At 63.7% G+C, this 17,685-nt stretch carries 18 protein-coding genes and 1 tRNA gene; 11 read left to right on the forward strand and 8 right to left on the reverse strand.

The window, feature by feature from the left end; all coding sequences use genetic code 11:
• Positions 1-121 precede the first annotated feature (121 nt).
• Positions 122-1,003, forward strand: coding sequence for an AraC family transcriptional regulator (locus tag QQL79_RS21810; RefSeq protein WP_284394364.1), 882 nt, complete (start codon positions 122-124; stop codon positions 1,001-1,003).
• 174 nt (positions 1,004-1,177) lie between these two features.
• On the opposite strand, the gene QQL79_RS21815 is transcribed toward QQL79_RS21810, so the two are convergent.
• From QQL79_RS21815 to QQL79_RS21825, 3 genes are read right to left on the reverse strand one after another with little or no spacing between them, the layout of a single operon-like run.
• A complete protein-coding gene (locus QQL79_RS21815) occupies positions 1,178-1,831 on the reverse strand; it encodes a DsbA family protein (RefSeq protein WP_284394365.1) in 654 nt (217 codons plus the stop codon).
• Positions 1,828-2,217 carry a disulfide bond formation protein B gene (locus QQL79_RS21820; RefSeq protein ID WP_284394367.1) on the reverse strand — a complete coding sequence of 130 codons (390 nt, stop codon included), beginning with the start codon at positions 2,215-2,217 and terminating at the stop codon, positions 1,828-1,830. The genes QQL79_RS21815 and QQL79_RS21820 overlap by 4 nt, the downstream gene beginning before the upstream one ends.
• A 23-nt stretch (positions 2,218-2,240) precedes the next feature.
• Positions 2,241-4,694 (reverse strand): heavy metal translocating P-type ATPase, encoded by a 2,454-nt coding sequence (locus QQL79_RS21825; protein ID WP_284394374.1) that lies wholly within the window; start codon positions 4,692-4,694, stop codon positions 2,241-2,243.
• Between the two features lie 70 nt (positions 4,695-4,764).
• On the opposite strand from QQL79_RS21825, the gene QQL79_RS21830 reads away from it, so the two are divergent.
• Positions 4,765-5,187, forward strand: coding sequence for a MerR family transcriptional regulator (locus tag QQL79_RS21830; RefSeq protein WP_284394377.1), 423 nt, complete (start codon positions 4,765-4,767; stop codon positions 5,185-5,187).
• Between the two features lie 147 nt (positions 5,188-5,334).
• Here QQL79_RS21830 and QQL79_RS21835 read toward each other — a convergent pair.
• Positions 5,335-5,409: transfer RNA gene (locus QQL79_RS21835), tRNA-Gly, on the reverse strand.
• Between the two features lie 208 nt (positions 5,410-5,617).
• Here QQL79_RS21835 and trxA point away from each other — a divergent pair.
• The 3 genes from trxA to QQL79_RS21850 are packed head-to-tail and all read left to right on the forward strand — an operon-like array spanning position 5,618 to position 7,476.
• Positions 5,618-6,568, forward strand: coding sequence for a thioredoxin (gene trxA, locus QQL79_RS21840; protein ID WP_284394379.1), 951 nt, complete (start codon positions 5,618-5,620; stop codon positions 6,566-6,568).
• Positions 6,569-6,580: 12 nt separating this feature from the next.
• On the forward strand, positions 6,581-7,246 hold the full coding sequence (locus tag QQL79_RS21845) for an LON peptidase substrate-binding domain-containing protein (RefSeq protein ID WP_284394382.1): 666 nt from the start codon (positions 6,581-6,583) through the stop codon (positions 7,244-7,246).
• The gene (locus QQL79_RS21850; RefSeq protein WP_284394385.1) at positions 7,246-7,476 is read left to right on the forward strand and encodes a Trm112 family protein; all 231 of its coding nucleotides are present in this window, start codon (positions 7,246-7,248) and stop codon (positions 7,474-7,476) included. The genes QQL79_RS21845 and QQL79_RS21850 overlap by 1 nt, the downstream gene beginning before the upstream one ends.
• Positions 7,477-7,609: 133 nt before the next feature.
• On the opposite strand, the gene QQL79_RS21855 is transcribed toward QQL79_RS21850, so the two are convergent.
• A complete protein-coding gene (locus QQL79_RS21855) occupies positions 7,610-8,833 on the reverse strand; it encodes an FAD-dependent monooxygenase (RefSeq protein ID WP_284394387.1) in 1,224 nt (407 codons plus the stop codon).
• A 270-nt stretch (positions 8,834-9,103) separates the two neighbouring features.
• Between QQL79_RS21855 and QQL79_RS21860 the strand changes: the two genes are divergently transcribed.
• From QQL79_RS21860 to QQL79_RS21880, 5 genes are all read left to right on the forward strand, one after another.
• Complete coding sequence (locus tag QQL79_RS21860) at positions 9,104-9,442, forward strand: P-II family nitrogen regulator (RefSeq protein WP_046134535.1); 339 nt, start codon at positions 9,104-9,106, stop codon at positions 9,440-9,442.
• Positions 9,443-9,464: 22 nt separating this feature from the next.
• A complete protein-coding gene (locus tag QQL79_RS21865; protein ID WP_284394401.1) occupies positions 9,465-10,808 on the forward strand; it encodes an ammonium transporter in 1,344 nt (447 codons plus the stop codon).
• Positions 10,809-11,365: 557 nt separating this feature from the next.
• The gene (locus QQL79_RS21870) at positions 11,366-14,110 is read left to right on the forward strand and encodes a DNA translocase FtsK (protein WP_370461282.1); all 2,745 of its coding nucleotides are present in this window, start codon (positions 11,366-11,368) and stop codon (positions 14,108-14,110) included.
• Positions 14,111-14,263: 153 nt separating this feature from the next.
• Positions 14,264-14,908: an SRPBCC family protein gene (locus tag QQL79_RS21875; RefSeq protein ID WP_284394404.1), complete on the forward strand. Its 645-nt coding sequence runs from the start codon at positions 14,264-14,266 to the stop codon at positions 14,906-14,908.
• Positions 14,908-15,246: an ArsR/SmtB family transcription factor gene (locus QQL79_RS21880; RefSeq protein WP_284394408.1), complete on the forward strand. Its 339-nt coding sequence runs from the start codon at positions 14,908-14,910 to the stop codon at positions 15,244-15,246. Before QQL79_RS21875 ends, QQL79_RS21880 begins: the two co-directional genes overlap by 1 nt.
• Here QQL79_RS21880 and QQL79_RS21885 read toward each other — a convergent pair.
• On the reverse strand, positions 15,243-15,629 hold the full coding sequence (locus QQL79_RS21885; protein WP_284394411.1) for a RidA family protein: 387 nt from the start codon (positions 15,627-15,629) through the stop codon (positions 15,243-15,245). The genes QQL79_RS21880 and QQL79_RS21885 overlap by 4 nt on opposite strands.
• Positions 15,630-15,641: 12 nt before the next feature.
• Positions 15,642-15,947: a hypothetical protein gene (locus QQL79_RS21890; protein ID WP_284394414.1), complete on the reverse strand. Its 306-nt coding sequence runs from the start codon at positions 15,945-15,947 to the stop codon at positions 15,642-15,644.
• A gap of 132 nt (positions 15,948-16,079) precedes the next feature.
• Here QQL79_RS21890 and QQL79_RS21895 point away from each other — a divergent pair, with 132 nt between their 5' ends.
• Positions 16,080-16,712 carry a LolA family protein gene (locus QQL79_RS21895; RefSeq protein WP_284394416.1) on the forward strand — a complete coding sequence of 211 codons (633 nt, stop codon included), beginning with the start codon at positions 16,080-16,082 and terminating at the stop codon, positions 16,710-16,712.
• 95 nt (positions 16,713-16,807) lie between these two features.
• On the opposite strand, the gene QQL79_RS21900 is transcribed toward QQL79_RS21895, so the two are convergent.
• Complete coding sequence (locus QQL79_RS21900; protein WP_284394419.1) at positions 16,808-17,620, reverse strand: undecaprenyl-diphosphate phosphatase; 813 nt, start codon at positions 17,618-17,620, stop codon at positions 16,808-16,810.
• Positions 17,621-17,685 lie beyond the last annotated feature (65 nt).

Raw genomic sequence — 17,685 nt, forward strand, 5'->3', positions numbered from 1 at the left:
TGCGTATACGGGGCAGAATGTAGGTACGCCACCCTCACGGCCGGATGTCCGATGGTCCTGAATGATTGCCTGATCCTGCCGATCGCTTGACCTTTTGAGGCAAGCGATATGGGATACGGCCATGACCGATCTCGAGGACATCCGTGCCATCGCCCTGCGTCACGCCGGCCACCACAACGCCGCGATACCGCGGCTGCATATCTACTGCATCGACACGCCCACCAACGCCGCGGGCCTGATCTACGAGCCTGTCGTCTGCCTCGTCCTGCAGGGCCGCAAGCGCACATTCATCGGCGATGGCGTGCTTGAATATGGTGCAGGCGAATGCATGGTGGTGGCTGCCGAGGTCACGGCCATGGGGCAGGTGTGCGAGGCCTCGACGGACGAACCTTACCTGGCGCTCAATCTCTATCTCGATCCGGCGGTTATCTCGGCAATTCTGCTGGACATGAATGGCCCTGCCGAGCCGGCGATCCGGTCGGGCTTTGGTGTTTCAAAGGCGGGGCCGACACTGCTCGAAGCCTGGCGGCGGTTCGCCAGCCTGCTCGACAGCCCCGACGAAATCCGGGTGATGGCCTCCCACCTTGAACACGAACTGATGTTCCGGCTTCTGATGGGGCAACAGGGGGCATTGCTGCGGCAAATTGCCGGCGCCGATACCCGCCTGTCCCATATCCGTCGCGCCATGGCCTGGATCCGCCAGCACTATGCTGAACATCTGAGCATCGATGCCATGGCGGCCGTGGCTGGCATGAGCGTTTCGGTGTTTCACCGCCGCTTCAAGGCGGTGACCAGCGTAAGCCCGCTGCAATATCAAAAGCATATCCGCCTGCACGAGGCTCGCCGGCGTCTCGTCACGGAACATGCCGAGGCGGCAACCGTCGGCTATCGGGTCGGCTACGAGAGTGCTTCCCAGTTCTCGCGCGAATATAAAAGATTATTCGGCGCTCCGCCGCGCCGCGACGCCGACACACTGCAGACAATCGTCGAGCCCGAGCCATAGCTTGCCGCTTGTCGACCTTGCGCCCTCTTTTCACTCGTTCAAGTTGCGTCGGCAGTCGCGACGCGTGTGGCAGGGCGAAGGTCCCCCAGACGAGGTAGAGTCGCACATGCGCTCCGGAATTCGGGCCTGATCATCGCGGGCAGCGACGACGCCAGGATCGTGGCTGGACCGACGCTAGTCGGCGGAGGGGAGTGCGGCCGCCACCGCATCGGCCAGCTGTTGCGGGCCGAACTCCACCAGTTCCTGGCCGTTGACGAAGAATGTCGGGGTTTGATTGACGGCAAAGGTCGCCATGTCGGCGATGTCCTGCGCCAGCAGGGCGGCAATATCCTCGCCCTTGGCATCGGCTTGCGCCTTGCCGACGTCCAGTCCCGCTGTCGCAGCGATCATCCAGGCCTGCTGCAGGTTTGGCGCTCCGTGAACGGCCCAGGCGGGCTGGCCGGCGAGAAGCGCCTCAAGCACCGGCAGGAAAAGGCCCTGCTTTCGCGCCGCTTCGATGATGCGCACGGCCTCATCTGAGCCCTGGTGGATCGGTGCATAGCGCATCACCAGCCGCACCTGGCCCGGATGCCGGTCCATGATCTGCTTCACGATCGGGTAGAAGGCGCGGCAGGCCTCGCAGGAAGGATCGAAAAATTCGACAATGGTCACCGGCGCATTCATGGGACCGATGACCGGCGAGTGCCAGCGCTCCAGCCCGCTCGCCTCGGAAACCGCCGCCGCGACGGGTTCCGCTGGCGGGGTCATGCGCGTATAGGCGAGGCCGCCAATCGCAAACGCCGCAATGGCCACGGCAACGGTCGCCAGGACCAGGATTCGACGGTTCATGGCGTTTTCCTCGACGACAGAGCCAACAGGGCGATGATGATGACGAATGCCGCCAGCGACAGCAGCGGCAGGGGGGCCACCCCGAAGAGAACCATGGCATCGTCGGTGCAGGATGGACCGGCGCCGCATCGATGGATCGTTTCGGGCAGGATCTCGAAATAGATCAGGCTATGGAATGCGGCTATGCCTGCACCTGCCGCGGCCAGGGGCAAGGCGTACCAGTTGTAGCCTCCGGTGCCGCGGAATGCGGCGACGCCCAGTATCCAGGCCAACGGAAACATGGCGATGCGTTGATACCAGCAGAGTTCGCAAGGCGCCTGGCCCATGACCTCGCCCACAAAGAGCGCCCCCAGGGTTGCCAGCAGGGCGACCCACCAGGCCCCCATCACCATTATCCACGACATTTGCCTCATGCGTCACCCAGCAGGCGACCGCGCCAGGCGAGCAGCCGCATGGCATTGAGCGTCACCAGCACGGTGGCGCCGGTATCGGCCAGAATGGCCGGCCACAGTCCGGTCACTCCGATCAAGGTTGTGACCAGGAACACCCCCTTGAGCCCGAGGGCCAAAGCGATGTTCTGGAAGATATTGCCCATGGTCGCCTTCGACAGGGCGATCATGTTGGCGATGTCGGTGACGCGGCCGTGCAGCACAGCGGCATCCGCTGTTTCGAGAGCCACGTCCGTCCCCCCGCCCATGGCTATGCCGATATCCGCCGCTGCAAGGGCCGGAGCGTCGTTAATACCGTCGCCGACTTTGGCCACGGCTCTGCCCTGCCCCTGCAATTCGCGCACGATGCGCTGCTTGTCCTCGGGCAAAAGTCCGGCCCGGATGTCGTCCACGCCCAGCTTGGCGCCGATAGCCCTGGCGGTGCGCTCGTTGTCGCCGGTCAGCATGACCGTACCGATCCCGCTCTCGCGGAGCATTTGCAGCCCGGCAATGGCATCGTCGCGTGGTTCATCCCGGATTGCCAGCAGACCTGCTATTTCCTTGCCGACCAGCAAGACCGAGACGGTCTTGCCCTCGTCGTTGAAGGCGGCGATGCGCTGGCGCAGGGCATCGTCAAATGGCGCTTTTTCCTCGGCGGCCCTGGGCGAAGCCAGATACACCTCCTCGCCACCCACCTTGCCCGCGACACCTTTGCCGGGAACCGCCTTTGACGCTCCGGCAGGGGGAACCGGGGCCTTGGCTTCCCTGGCTTTCGCCATGATGGCAACGGCCAGCGGATGGCTCGATCCGGTCTCGAGCGCGGCCGCCAGCGATAGGACCTTGCCTTCCGGCCGCGCGAGGCCGACGACATCGGTCACCTGCGGGCGGCCTTCGGTCAGGGTGCCGGTCTTGTCGAGCGCGACCATATCGATCTTGCGCAGGCTTTCGAGAACGGCGCCGCCTTTGAGCAGGAGGCCGCGTCGGGCGCCGGCGGACAGACCAGCCGCAATGGCGGCAGGCGTGGAGATGACGAGGGCGCACGGGCAGCCAATCAGCAGAATGGCGAGGCCCTTATAGATCCATTCGCTCCAGGACTGGCCGAACAGCAGCGGCGGCACGATGGCGGCAAGGGCGCCGATGACCAGGACGAGCGGCGTATAATAGGTCGAGAACCTGTCGATGAAGCGCTGCGTGGGCGCCTTGCTCTCCTGCGCCTCCTCGACCAGCTTGATCACCCGGGCGATGGTATTGTCGGCCGCTGCTGCGCTGACTTTCACCCGGAGCACAGCGTCACTGTTGATGGTGCCCGCGAATACATCATCGCCAACGGACTTGGTCTTGGGGACGCTTTCACCGGTTACCGGCGCCTCGTTGATCGCTGACGAGCCGTCGATGATGATCCCGTCCGCCGCAATGCGATCGCCCGGACGAACCAGGATAATGGAGCCGACCTTCAGTTGCCCGGCAGGCACTTCGCGTGTGGCGCCGTTTTCTTCGACCAGGCCCTTTTTGGGCACCAGGTCGGCCAGGTCGCGTATGCTGGCCCGTGCCCGCGCCGTCGCAACGCCTTCGAGCAGCTCGCCGACCAGGAACAGCACCACCACAACGGCAGCTTCTTCGGCAGCGCCGATGAAGATCGCGCCGACCGCGGCGACGCTCATCAGGGTCTCGATCGAGAATGGAGTGCCGGTGACGGCCGCGGCGAAGGCACGACGTGCAATCGGCACGAGGCCAATAAGCATGGCGGCGAGAAAGAACCAGTAGCCCATGTCCGGCAGCGCCTGGCCCAGGCCATAGGCAAGACCAAGCGCGACGGCGCAGACAATGGTCAATCTTGCCTTGGGCGTCTGGTACCACGCACCCTCGATGAGGTCGCCATGGCTCGCATTGTCACTACCCGTTTCCGGCGGCGTGGCATCATAAGGCGCGATCTGATAGCCGAGCGTGCGAACCTGCTTCTCGACCGCTCCCGGCGCGATGTCACCTTCCGGCACCAAGGTCATTGTGCCATTGGCCAGAGACACGTTTACCGCGCCAACACCGGGCAGGCGGCTCACCGCATTTTCGATCTTGGTCACGCAGGCGGCGCAATCCATCCCACCGATCCGGTATTTGGCGCCAGGGCCCTGGGCAGGGGCTGCCGTCGCCGGCACAAGCGTAGTCACGTCCGTTGCGGCCTCGTCAGCGGTCTGGGCAGGTTCGGTGCCGTCGGCGGTCAGCGGCTCAATCGTGTAGCCTTTGCCGAGAACTGCGGCTTTCAGGGCATCGTTGTCGAAGCCTTCGCCTGGCATCACCGTCATCAGGCCATTGCCGAGGGACACGCCGACGAACTTCACGCCCGGCAGGGTGTTGACCGCGTTCTCGATTTTGGTGACGCACCCATCACAATCCATGCCCCCGATGCGGAATGACAGTTTGTTGCTTGCGACGGCCATGGCGAGTCCTTTTCGATCGGCTGCGTCGGATGCTAGAACCTCAAGTCACTAGAGCTACAAGAGGTGTTTCATGGATATCGGCATAGGCGAATTGTCGCGGCGTACCGGCGTCAAGATACCCACCATCCGGTTCTACGAGCAGATCGGATTGCTGCCGGCACCGCCGCGCACCGGGGGTAACCAGCGGCGCTATGGCAAGGCCGAGGCGGATCGTCTGGCCTTCATCCGGCACTCCCGCGAGCTCGGTTTTGAGGTCGACGACATCCGCGGATTGCTGACCATGTCGGCCAGCCCGCAATCCTCCTGTCACGAAGTCGACAGCATCGCGATCAATCACCTGAAGGAAGTCGATCGGCGCATCGCCAGCCTCACGGCGCTGCGGGCCGAGCTCTCCAGGATGATCGATGAGTGCAATCGGGGTCGGATTTGCGACTGCCGGGTTATCGAGGTCCTGGCCGATCATAGCCAGTGCACAGATCACCAGCATGCCTAGGCTTGCGGCATAGCGGCCCCGGTGGACGGCACAAGCTATCGGACCGTTGGAACCGCGGACACCAACCAAGCCATTTCGTCATGCCAGAAAAACAAAAAGGGCCCCGAAGGACCCTTTGTCACCAAAGCCATGCCGGACTTTGGTATTTGGAGCGGGCGATGGGATTCGAACCCACGACCCTAACCTTGGCAAGGTTATGCTCTACCCCTGAGCTACACCCGCACTCCATATCGTCGTCACCGCCTTGGCAGTGCCCCGATGCGCGCCTATATGCCCAATCACCTGCCTGATTGCAACCCACATTTTGACCGCTTCGTCATCTTCCGGTCGCCTTGTGGATAGAAGGGCTTGTCACACCATGGTTTGCGGGCGCAAGAAGGGCCTCGAACCGACCCCAAGATCGCAAAACGCCAAGGGCCCCGTCACGCCGATGTCCACTCCGTTTAACGTTGCTACGCCCACTTCCCCCGCTGCCGCTCCTGCTGGCGCGCTGATCAAGGATTCGACCGATCAGGCCTTCAAGGCCGATGTGATCGACGCTTCGCTCGACACCCCGGTCCTCGTCGACTTCTGGGCGCCCTGGTGCGGCCCCTGCCGCCAGCTCACCCCGGCCCTGGAAAAAGTGGTCAATGAAAAGGCCGGCAAGATTCGGCTCATCAAGATCAATATCGACGAAAACCCCCAGATCGCCGGCCAGCTCGGTATTCAGTCGATTCCTGCGGTCTTTGCCTTTTCCGGTGGTCGCCCGGTCGATGGCTTCATGGGCGCCATGCCCGAGGGCGAAGTGCGCCGCTTTGCCGATAAGGTGATTGCCGCCGCCCCCGAACCGGCACCGGCCGAAGGCTCGATGGAAGCCCAGATCGCCGAGGCCCTTGCCGCCGCCGAGGAAGCCCTGACCGCGGGCGATCTCGGCCGCGCCGCGCAGATTTTCGGCATGGTGCTCCAGCATGTGCCCGATCAGGTCCAGGCGCTGCTCGGCCTCACCAAGGTTTATCTCGCCGCCGGCGAAACCGAGCAGGCCCAGGCGACCCTCGATATGGTGCCCGAGGCAGAACGCAAGGGCGACGCCTATGCCGCGCTCGCCAATTCGATTCGCCTTTTGGGCGAGGCGGCGGACCTCTCGGAAACTTCGGCGCTGGAAGCCGCTCTCGCTGCCAATCCCGACGATCACCAGGCCCGGTTCGATCTGGCCGTCGTGCTCAATGCCGAAGGCAGGCGCGTCGAGGCGGCCGAGGCGCTGGTCGCCATCTTCAAGCGCGACCGCACCTGGAACGAGGATGGCGCGCGCAAGAAGCTGCTCGAATTCTTCGATGCCTGGGGCCCCAAGGACCCGGCCACGCTTAAGGGTCGCCGGCTGCTGTCGGCAGCTTTGTTTTCCTGAGCCGGAGACCTCATGCCCAAACGCCCGACCTCTCCCGCCGAGCTGCCCAAATCCGTCCCGGTCTTTCCCTTGACCGGGGCGCTGCTGCTGCCCTTTTCGCATCGCCCGCTCAATATCTTTGAGCCGCGCTATATCGAAATGGTCGATGCGGCACTGCGCGGCGACCGGCTGATCGGGCTGATCCAGCCCGAGGATACTTCGGAAGAAAGCCCCAAGGGCCGCAGCCCGCTGCAGGCCATTGGCTGCCTGGGGCGCATTACTCATTTCGAAGAAAGCGGGGAAGGGCGCTATTTCATTATCCTGGAAGGGGTCACCCGCTTCCGCCTCGCCCATGAGCTGACGGTGATGACGCCCTACCGGCAGGCGGTGATCGCAGCCGAGGATTTTTCAACCGATTTCACCCGCGATTTCGGCGAGGATGCGGTGGATCGCGACCGCTTCATCAAGATGATGCGCGACTATGCCGAATTTGCCAATATCGACCTCAATTTCGAAGAGATCGAGCGCACCGGCACGGCCGATCTGGTCAATTTCTGCTGCATGGTCTCCCCCTATGGCGCCGCCGAAAAGCAGGTGCTGCTCGAGGCCCAGACGCTGGAACAGCGCGCCGAAACCCTGATCGCCATGACCGAATATGAAATGGCCCGCGGCGGCAGCGACCGCCCGCCGCTCAACTGATGCCCTCGGCCGTCGATCCCCGCCATATCATCGATGTGCGTTCGCTCGAAATGCTGGTCTGCCCGCTGACCAAGACGCGGCTGACCCTGTCTGCCGACCATACCGAACTGATTTCCGTCGCCGCGCGCCTGGCCTTCCCCATCACCAAGGGCGTGCCGCTATTGAGCCTGGACGAAGCGCGCGGCGTCGATCCCGAAGAGATCAAGGCGCTGACGCAGGGGCATTCGTAGAGCCAAGCTTTCCTGATGGGTTGGAGGGCCCCGATGCGGTCCCCTCCCCTCAAGGGGGAGGGAGGCGCATCGAGGCTCGCCACCTCCACAATGTGGGTGGTTAGGGTAAGTGGGGACGAATGTTGCAAAAAACCTAAATCGGCAACCCGCTCAGCAGCCTCGGCCCATTCCCCGATACCCCCGCTGCCGTACGGATCATTGCTGCCTTGAGCGGGCCGGCGCGGTCGACCAGCCCCAGTCCGAAATCGCGCAGGGCGCGCACCGGGGCAGCATCGTTGGAAAACAGCCGGTTCATGCCATCGGTCACCATGGCCATGGCCGAGGTGTCGAGCCGCCGCCAGCTTTGATAGCGCGCCAGCGTGTCATCGGCGCCGGGGTCGAGCCCCAGCCGGATGGTGTCGATCACCACTTCGGCCAAAGCCGCCACATCCTTGAGGCCCAGATTGAGCCCCTGGCCGGCAATGGGATGGACCACATGGGCGGCATCGCCCACCAGCGCCAGGCGCGGGGCGACGAAATCGCGGGCCAGCCGCATCCGCAGCGGAAAGCCCGCCAGATCTTCCTCGACGCTCACCGCGCCCAGGCTCGACCCCATCACCGCCTCGATCTCGAGCGCCAATTGCGCCTTGTCCATGGCAAGGAAGCGGGGGGCGTCGGCAGCTGCCTCCGTCCAGACCAGCGAGGAGCGATTGCCCGGCAGGGGGAGGCTGGCAAAAGGCCCCGCCGGGCGGAAATGTTCGTAGGCCACGCCTTCATGGGCCAGTTCATGGCCGATCGTGGTGACCAATCCGATCTGCCGGTAATCGTGTTCGACGACGCCGATCCCCGCCATCTGCCGCAGCGCCGACTGCGCCCCATCGGCCGCCACCACCAGGGGCGCCGCCAGCACCCGCCCATCGGCAAGCGTAAGCCGGGCGGCGTGGGCATTGCTGTCCCATGCCGTGATTTCGGCCGGCGCGATCACCTCGATCTTCGGGCCGGCCGCATCGAGCAGCACCTGTCCCATGACGCGATTGGGCACCATATGGGCAAAGGCTTCGCCCGGGGCCACATCGCCCTCAAAACTTAGAAACAGCGGCCGGGACAGATCGCCCAGGCCCGAATCGGTAATGCGCATGGCAGTGATGGGCTGGGCTTCCGCCACCATTTGCGGCCAGACGCCCAGCGCCTCGAAAACCCGCCGCACCCCCGCCGCAATGGCCGAGGCGCGATTGTCGCGCGGCACCGATAATGGCCGCCGGTCGACCAGCCCGACGCGAATGCCCCGCGCCGATTGCACCAGGGCCAAAGCCAGCGTCAGCCCCACCGGCCCCCCGCCGACAACAAGCACATCATGGGTCTCTGCTGGATTGGCCATGTCCATTTCTCCTTTCCCCTATTGAGCGCCTGCACGCTCCCGGTGCAAGAGGCCGAACGTCGCGGGCGCCGCATGCCGTGCCGCAATTTTGCCCAAATCGCTCCACTTTCGCCCATTTTTTAGGCAGTTCTTCGCGCCCGGACGAGCGTGAATCCTTTATGAATTGCTAATGCATTGTATTTGCTGATAAATTAAGCCTGGCACCGACTTGGCACGGCGCTTGAGTCTAGTTTGCCATTCAGACCAGCGCCAAGTCGCAAAGGGGCTCACATGAAACTGGTGATTGCAATTATCAAGCCGTCACGCCTCGAAGAGGTTCGCCAGGCTCTCAACTCGCTCGATGTCCACGGCATGACCGTGACCGAGGTGAAGGGTTATGGCCGCCAGAAGGGGCATTCGGAAATCTATCGCGGCACCGAATATGCCGTGCACTTCCTGCCCAAGCTCAAGGTTGAAATCGCCGTGGATGACGCCCTTGCCGATGCCGTGAGCACCGCCATTCGCGACAGCGCTCAGACCGGTCGGATCGGCGACGGCAAGATCTTCGTGCTCGATCTGCTCGCCGTCACCCGTATCCGCACCGGCGAGACCGGCGCGGCTGCCCTCTAAGCGTCATCGGGAGAACAACAAGATGAAGATGTCAAAGGTTCTGGGGAGCGCCGCACTTGCCTCCCTGCTGCTGGCGCTGCCGGCATTTGCACAGGATGCCGCCGCTCCGGCGGCCGAGGCGGCTGCTGAAGTCGCCACCATCGACACCGGCGATACCGCCTGGATGATCGTTTCCACCCTCCTGGTCATTCTGATGACCATTCCGGGCGTCGCCCTGTTCTATGGCGGCCTGGTGCGCGCCAAGAATATCCTCTCGGTCGTCACCCAGGTCTTCGGCGCCTTCTCCATGATCGCCCTGCTCTGGGTGGCCTATGGTTATTCGCTGGCCTTTTCCGGCCCTTCCGAAGGCGGGCTCTCCGCGTTCATCGGCGATTTCTCCAACTTCTTCCTCGCCAATGTCACCCCCGATTCGGTTTCGGGCACCATTCCTGAAATCATCTTCGTGGTGTTCCAGCTCACCTTCGCCTGCATCACCGCGACCCTGGTGGTCGGCGGCATTGCCGAGCGCATGAAGTTCGGCGCCGTGATGGGGTTCCTGGCGATCTGGTTCACCTTCGCCTATCTGCCCATCGCCCACATGGTGTGGTCGGGTGCGGGCCTGTTCTTCAACATGGGCGCGCTCGACTTTGCCGGCGGCACCGTGGTTCACATCAATTCCGGTGTGGCCGCACTCGTTGCCGCCATCGTGCTGGGGCCGCGTCTGGGTTACCTCAAGGAGCCGATTGCGCCCCATAACCTGGTCTTCACCTATATCGGCGCCTGCCTGCTCTGGGTTGGCTGGTTCGGCTTCAATGCCGGCTCGGCTCTGGGTGCCAATGGCCTTGCCGCTCAGGCTTTCCTCAACACCATCACGGCCCCTGCCGCGGCCGCCATTGCCTGGGCCGTCGGCGAAAAGATCACCCGTGGCCACGCTTCGGCCCTGGGCTTTGTCTCGGGCGCCGTTGCCGGTCTTGTGGCCATCACCCCGGCCGCTGGCTTTGCCGGCACCTTCGGCTCCATCGTTCTGGGCGCCGTCACCGGTTTTGTCTGCCTGTGGGCCGTCGTGACCCTCAAGCCGATGCTCAAATATGACGACAGCCTGGACGTCTTCGGCATCCATGGCGTGGGCGGCATTGTCGGCGCCATCGGCACGGCCATTGTCGCGGCCCCCTCGCTGGGCGGCTTCGGCGCCGAGGGCTACAATATGGGCGGCCAGCTCGTCACCCAGTTCCTGGCTGTGGCCGTGGCCATCGTCTGGTCCGGTGTCGTGGCTCTCGTTGCCATGCTCATCGTCAAGGCGGTCTTCGGCGGCGCCCGTGTCTCCGAATCGAGCGAAAGCGATGGCCTGGATCTCTCGAGCCACGGCGAACGCGCCTACAATTCGTAAATCTCTTACCCGGCGGCGCCCTCCGCCGCCGGGCCTCTTCAGTGACCAGAAAATTGATCGCGGCGTGCGGCTCGTGTCCCTCTTGGCCCGCCACAGAGGCTTCCCACTCGCAAACTGCACGGGCTGCACACCCCGATCAATTTCCCGGCCTCTCCTCCCATGAGCGCCGCGACCCTGACCCGCCCGATTGTGGCGGGTCTTTTCTTGAACCGTGCTTTTGGCCATCCTGATCCGATCTATCCCATCCACCGGCTCTTGGAACCACCGATCCATCCCCCTCACCGATGCTCCCTCGGGCTTGACCCGAGGGCCTCTCGCCACTTGTGCCGGGCTGAGAGTGGCCCTCGGGTCAAGCCCGAGGGAAAACCGTGGGTGGGAAGAGCTGGTGGGGAGAACCGGTGAAGGCAGGAAGATCGGTGGGTGGGAAATCCGCCGCGCAAAACAGCACACGCGCAAATGCCGCACCACCGCCCCATGGTTAGCCTTGGGTTAACCCGGTCCCGCTAGCATGACGGCAATTGGGCCCGGTCAGTTCCGGGCAGTATTGAGTTTGCCCCATGCCCAGCCATCCCGCTCCCGTGCTCGATGAAATCCGGTCCCTGCCGCAGCGCGGCACCCGTAGCGGTGCCAAGGCCATGCCGGCGCCGCCGCCCGCTCTGTCGATTCGCATCCCGATGCGGCTGATCGGCTTCGTGCTGCTGGGTCTGGTGGCGATATGCCTCGCCGCGCTCGCCTCCTGGTCGGTGGACGATCCGAGTTTTTCCTATGCCACCAGCAAGCCGCCGGCCAATTGGCTGGGCTTTCCCGGCTCAGCCATAGCCGACATCCTGTTCCAGACCCTGGGGCTTGCTTCGCTGGTGCTGATGGTGCCGCCGGCGCTGTGGGGCTGGGCCATGGTCCGCCGCCGCGTGCCGACAAATATGGGCCTGCGCCTCATCGGCTGGCTGGGCGCAACAATTCTGGGTGCCGGCGTCTTCGCCTTTGTCGCCATGCCGGAAACCTGGCCGCTGCCCACCGGGCTGGGCGGCCTGGCCGGCACCGGTTTCACCACCCTGGCCGCCATGATCACCGGCGCCCAGCCACAGGCTGTTACCGCCGCGCTCTTTGCCATCATCATCGCCGCGCCTGCTTTGGCCCTGTTCTGGATCGGCATGGGGCTGGGCAGCACGGTTTCGACGGCGCCGGGCAAGGCCCAGGCCGCCGCCGGCCGCAAGCCGGGCGCCGCACCGGCCGAAGCCGATGAGGAACCCGAATCCAATCCGATCATCGATATTGCTCTCGGCGCCATGGTCCATATGGGCTATTCGCTGCGCACCGCCTTCCGCCGCGCCCGCGCCAGCCACGCTGAAAAGCGGGCCGCCGATGCCGCCCCCTGGCGCGATGACGAGGTCGAGCCGAGCATGGATGGCCGTGCGCCCACCGTCTCGCGCAACGAGCCGTCCATCGATGGTCCGGCCCAGCGCCGCATTCATTCGCCCAGCGCGCCGCAGGTCGAACCCGGCTTTGCCGCGCCAGGCGACGTGTCGCCCCGCATCAATGCCCGCCCCAGCTATGACGACACCGAACTCGATTATCCCGACGAAGCTGATGACGATTCGGTGCCCTTCGTGCCCGATGCGCCGCCGCCCCCGGCCGTGATCAATCACCGTCAGCAGGGCGATTCGCGCTTCCATCCCGCCGATCCGACCAAGCCGCGCGTCACCGCGCCCGCGCCGCGTCCCGTGCCGGGCAATCGCATGGCGCGCGAGGCCCAGACCTCCTTCCTCGACGAGCCCGGCGGGTTCGAACTGCCCCCGCTGAGCCTGCTCGCCGAGCCGCGCCACAAGGGCCCTTCGCCCGAGCACGCGCCCGAGCGGCTTGAGGAAATGGCCCGCCAGCTCGAAGGCGTGCTGGAAGATTTCGGCGTCAAGGGTGACATCATCAATGTTCGCCCGGGTCCCGTCGTGACCCTGTTCGAACTCGAACCCGCGCCGGGCATCAAATCGAGCCGCGTCATCTCGCTGGCCGACGATATCGCCCGCTCCATGTCCGCCATATCAGCCCGCGTCGCCGTGGTGCCGGGCCGCAATGCCATTGGTATCGAACTGCCCAACCAGAACCGCGAAACCGTCTATTTCCGCGAAATGCTGGCCAGCTCCGATTTCGAGAAGATGAAGGGCAAGCTGCCCATCTGCCTGGGCAAGACCATTGGCGGCGAGCCGGTCATCGCCGATCTGGCGCGCATGCCCCACCTGCTCATCGCCGGCACCACCGGCTCGGGCAAGTCCGTGGGTATCAATACCTTTATTCTGTCGCTGCTCTACCAGATGACGCCCGAGCAGTGCCGCATGATCATGATCGATCCCAAGATGCTGGAACTCAGCATCTATGACGGCATCCCCCATCTGCTGACCCCCGTCGTCACCGACCCGCAAAAGGCCGTCGTGGCGCTCAAATGGGCCGTGCGCGAGATGGAAGATCGCTATCGCAAGATGAGCAAGATCGGCGTCCGCAATATCGACGGCTTCAACCAGCGGGTGAACGAATCCAAGGCCGAGGGAAGGGTCATTACCCGTACGGTGCAGACCGGCTTTGACCGCGAGACCGGCGAGGCGATTTTCGAGAGCGAGGAATTCGACCTCGAGCCCTTGCCCTATATCGTCGTTATCGTCGACGAAATGGCCGACCTGATGATGGTGGCCGGCAAGGACATTGAAGGGGCCATCCAGCGCCTCGCCCAGATGGCCCGCGCCGCCGGCATCCATATCATTACCGCCACACAGCGCCCCTCGGTCGACGTCATTACCGGCACGATCAAGGCCAACTTCCCCACGCGTATCTCGTTCATGGTCACGTCCAAGATCGACAGCCGCACCATCCTGGGCGAGCAGGGCGCCGAGCAGCTGCTGGGCAATGGCGACATGCTCTATATGGCCTCGGGCGGCCGCACCAAGCGCCTGCACGGACCCTTCGTCTCCGATGGTGAAGTGGAAGCGGTGGTCAACCATCTCAAGAGCCAGGGCACGCCCGACTATCTCGATTCCATCACCGCGGATGACGAGGAAGGCGGCGAATTCGGTGGCGACAGCGATGGCGGCGGCGACGATTATGCCGGCTCGGGCGACGAGCTTTACGACAAGGCCGTCCATATCGTGCTGTCAGACAAGAAGGCCTCCACCTCCTATATCCAGCGCCGTCTCGCCATCGGCTACAACAAGGCGGCGACGCTGATCGAGCGCATGGAACGCGAAGGCGTCATCAGCCAGGCCAACCATGCCGGCAAGCGCGAAATCCTGGTGGGCAACAACGCCGACGGGTATTAGGCTCATCGATTGCCACAACGTCATTCCCGCGCAGGCGGGAATGACGCTGCGTGTGCGAGCAATTTCCGCCGCGTCAGGCAGCGTGCCCCACCAGACTCGACTCTATTTCAGTTTCAACTTATATAAGTGAAAACTGAAATAAGGAGTGGACGCATGGCCTTCGATATTGCGGCGCATCTGGGCGCCATAAAGCGCGAAGTGCGCGATCTGGAAATTGACGGGCAGCCGGGCAAGGTAATTGTCGCCTCGCGGCTCTATGATACCACGCCGGCCGATCTGTGGGATGCCCTTACCCGCCCCGAGCGAATCAGCCGCTGGTTCGCGCCCGTCTCGGGCGAACTGAAGCTGGGTGGGCGCTATGCCATCGAAGGCAATGCCAGCGGGACGATCACATCGTGCGAGCCGCAGAAACGGGCGGAGCTGACCTGGGAATTCGGTGGCTATACCAGCTGGGTCAATTTCAGCATTGCCCCTGCCGAGGGCGGTACGCTGCTGGTGCTTGAGCATATCGCCCATTTCAGCCCGCACTGGACCCAATTTGGCGCCGGAGCCGGCGGGGTTGGCTGGGAACTGGGCCTGCTGGGCCTTGCCGAGCATTTAAAGCGCCCCGCCGAGGATGTCCGGGCCGAAGGCGTCAATGGCTGGGAAACCTCCCCCGAAGGCCTGGATCTGGTGCGCCAGGCCAGCACCGGCTGGGGCGAGGCTGAAATCGCCGCCGGCGAGGACCGCGAACAGGCGCTCAAGGCCGCCGAAGCCACGCGGCGCTTCTATTCGGGCGAACCGCCGCTGGAGAGCTGATGCACGCCTTCGATGTCCTGGGCGACCCTGTTCGCCGCCGTATCCTGGAACTGCTGTCCGATCGCGAGCACAGCTCGGGCGACGTGGTGGCGGTGATTTCAGCCGAATTCGGCATTTCGCAAGCCGGTGTCAGCCAGCATCTCAAGGTCTTGCGCGATGCCGGCTTCGCCCGGGTACGCCCCGAAGGCACGCGCCGCGTCTATGTGCTCGATGCCACGCCCCTGCGCGATATCGACGATTGGCTGGAGCGCTTCCGCGTCTTCTGGCCGCACAAGCTCGACGCCCTCGCCACCGAAATCGCCCGCGGCAAGAAGGCGCGTGGTGATTTCAGCGACTAGGCTTGGCGCATTGCCACCGCTTCGATTTCGACCAGGAAATCGGGCGAGGCGAGCGCCTGGACGAAAACCAGGCTGGAGGCCGGTGGCGGCACCGGCAGCAGCGGCCCCGCCGCCGCCCGATAGGCATTGATGTCAATGCCCGCGACCAGAAAGATCGTATATTTGACCACGTCGGCGCGGGTCATATCCGCGCCTGCCAGTACGCGGTCGATATTGGCGATAACAGCCTGCACCTGCGCTTCAATGCCTTTGGCAATGCTGCCATCGGGCAGGGCACCCACCTGGCCCGAAATGTAAAGCATGCGGGCGGGCGTCGCGATCTCGACGCCATGGCTATAGGCCGGCGAAACCATCATGCCATCGGGATTGAACTTGCGGACCATGCCTGTTCTCCCTTAGCGGCAAACCGGCTCGCCCACTGCGAGGGCGAATTCGCGCGGACCGGCCCAACCTTCGCCGTGAGTGTTGGGTACATCGACGATCTTGACCTCGAGCGTGCAGGCGCCCCCGGTGACGCGGTAGAGATCGGGTTCGACATATTCAATGGCGCTGATCCCCTCGACGCCAAAGGCATCGGCCACCTCATTGTCGGCGAGGATCGCCTGCAATTCCCTTTGCCGCTGATATTGCGGCGGCAGCGCCGCCAGGGCGGGCAGGGTGGTAATGGCGACCAAGGCCATGGCAAACAACAAGCGATGCATCACTCTCTCCCAATCTCCGGCATGACCATGGCGCGGCCGGATGAACCAGCTGTGAATGCAACCTTCCACCTGTTGCCGCAATTGTTTTCTAGCTAGGTTCTCTTCGACTTCAGCCAGGAACAGAGATTTTTCATGATTCGCCGCGATGCCCTGCTGCTCGGTCTTTCCACCGTTTTTGCCCTGAGCCTGCCTGCTTTGGCGCTCGATCGTGCGCTGACGCCTGAGGAACAGCAGCTGATTGCCAATATCAACCAGCACAATTCGGCGATCCGCACCATGGCCGGCCGGTTCCTGCAGATCGATACCAATGGCGGGCGCACCGAGGGGACCTTCTTCCTCGAACGCCCAGACAAGGTGCGTTTCCGCTACAATCCGCCCAGCCGCGAGGAAATCGTCTCGGTGGGCCGCGGCTTCTACGTCCTCAATCGCAAGGACGAGACCTATTACGCCTATCCGCAGGACACCATTCCGCTGCGCCAGTTCCTGGGCGACAATATCAACCTGCTCAATGCCAATGTGGTCAATATCACCAATTCGGACGGCTATATGTCGATCACCGTGGTCGATGAAACCGTGGCCGGCACGGTGCAGGTCTCGCTGATTTTCGACACCCAGACCCTCGATCTGGCGCAATGGAGCCTGGTCGAGCCCAGCGGGGCCGAGCTGACCTTTTCACTCTATGACGTGGAAAAAGGCGTCGACATCCCCCGCGCCTTCTTCTCCATTCCGGCAACCTACAAGGGCCTCGATCCCTCGACGCGGTAAGATCAGGCACCAAAGGTTCGTAGAACCCGATGCGCCTCCCTCCCCCTTGAGGGGAGGGGATTAGATCGTGGCTGGCGAGGCGTCGCGGAAGGCCCCTATCGCCCAAACGCCAAAATCGCCACCAGGCCCGCGCCGCCGACCAGGATGCGCCACCAGGCGAAGGGGGCAAATCCGTGCTTTGTGACAAAGCCCAGCAGGTATTTGACCACGATCGCGCCCACCACGAACGAGGCGGCAAAGCCGATGGCGATATTGAGGCCCAGGCTCATATCGATCAGCTCGCGGCTCTTGTAGAGATCGTAGCCGAAGGCGCCCACCATGATGGGCAGGGCGATGAAGAAGGTGAATTCGGCAGCGCTCCGCTTGGTCGCGCCGAACAGCATGGCACCCACCACGGTCGAGCCCGAGCGTGACACGCCAGGAATGAGGCTGAGCATCTGGAACAGCCCCACGATCAGCGCCATGTGCCAGGGAAAATCATAGATATCGTCGTATTTTTCCTGCTTGGGCATGCGATCGACGATGAGCAGGATAATGCCCCCGATCACCAGGCTGATGCAGATGACGAGCGGGGATTCGTAGATGACCTGCTGGATATAGTCGCGCGCCAGCACACCCGCGACGATGGCGGGCAGACAGGCCAGGATCACCGCCAGTGCGAAGCGCCAGGCATAGGCTTTGCCGGTCAGCGCGTCGCGGATCAACAGGCCCAGCTTGGCGAAATAGACCGTGATCACGGCCAGGATCGCCCCGAGCTGGATCAGCACGATAAAGGTCGCCGGCTGGCTCAGGCCGAAAAAATGACCGGCCAACAGCAGGTGACCGGTGGAACTGACGGGCAGGAATTCGGTAAGGCCTTCGAGGATTCCAAGGATCAGCGGCACAAAAAGACCTTGATCGACGTTCATTTGATCTCCTAAGTCATTCCGATGGGCCTCTCCCTCGCCAAGCTCTAGCGCTGTTCGCGCCATGC

Source organism: Devosia yakushimensis, from assembly GCF_030159855.1.
GTDB lineage: Bacteria > Pseudomonadota > Alphaproteobacteria > Rhizobiales > Devosiaceae > Devosia > Devosia yakushimensis.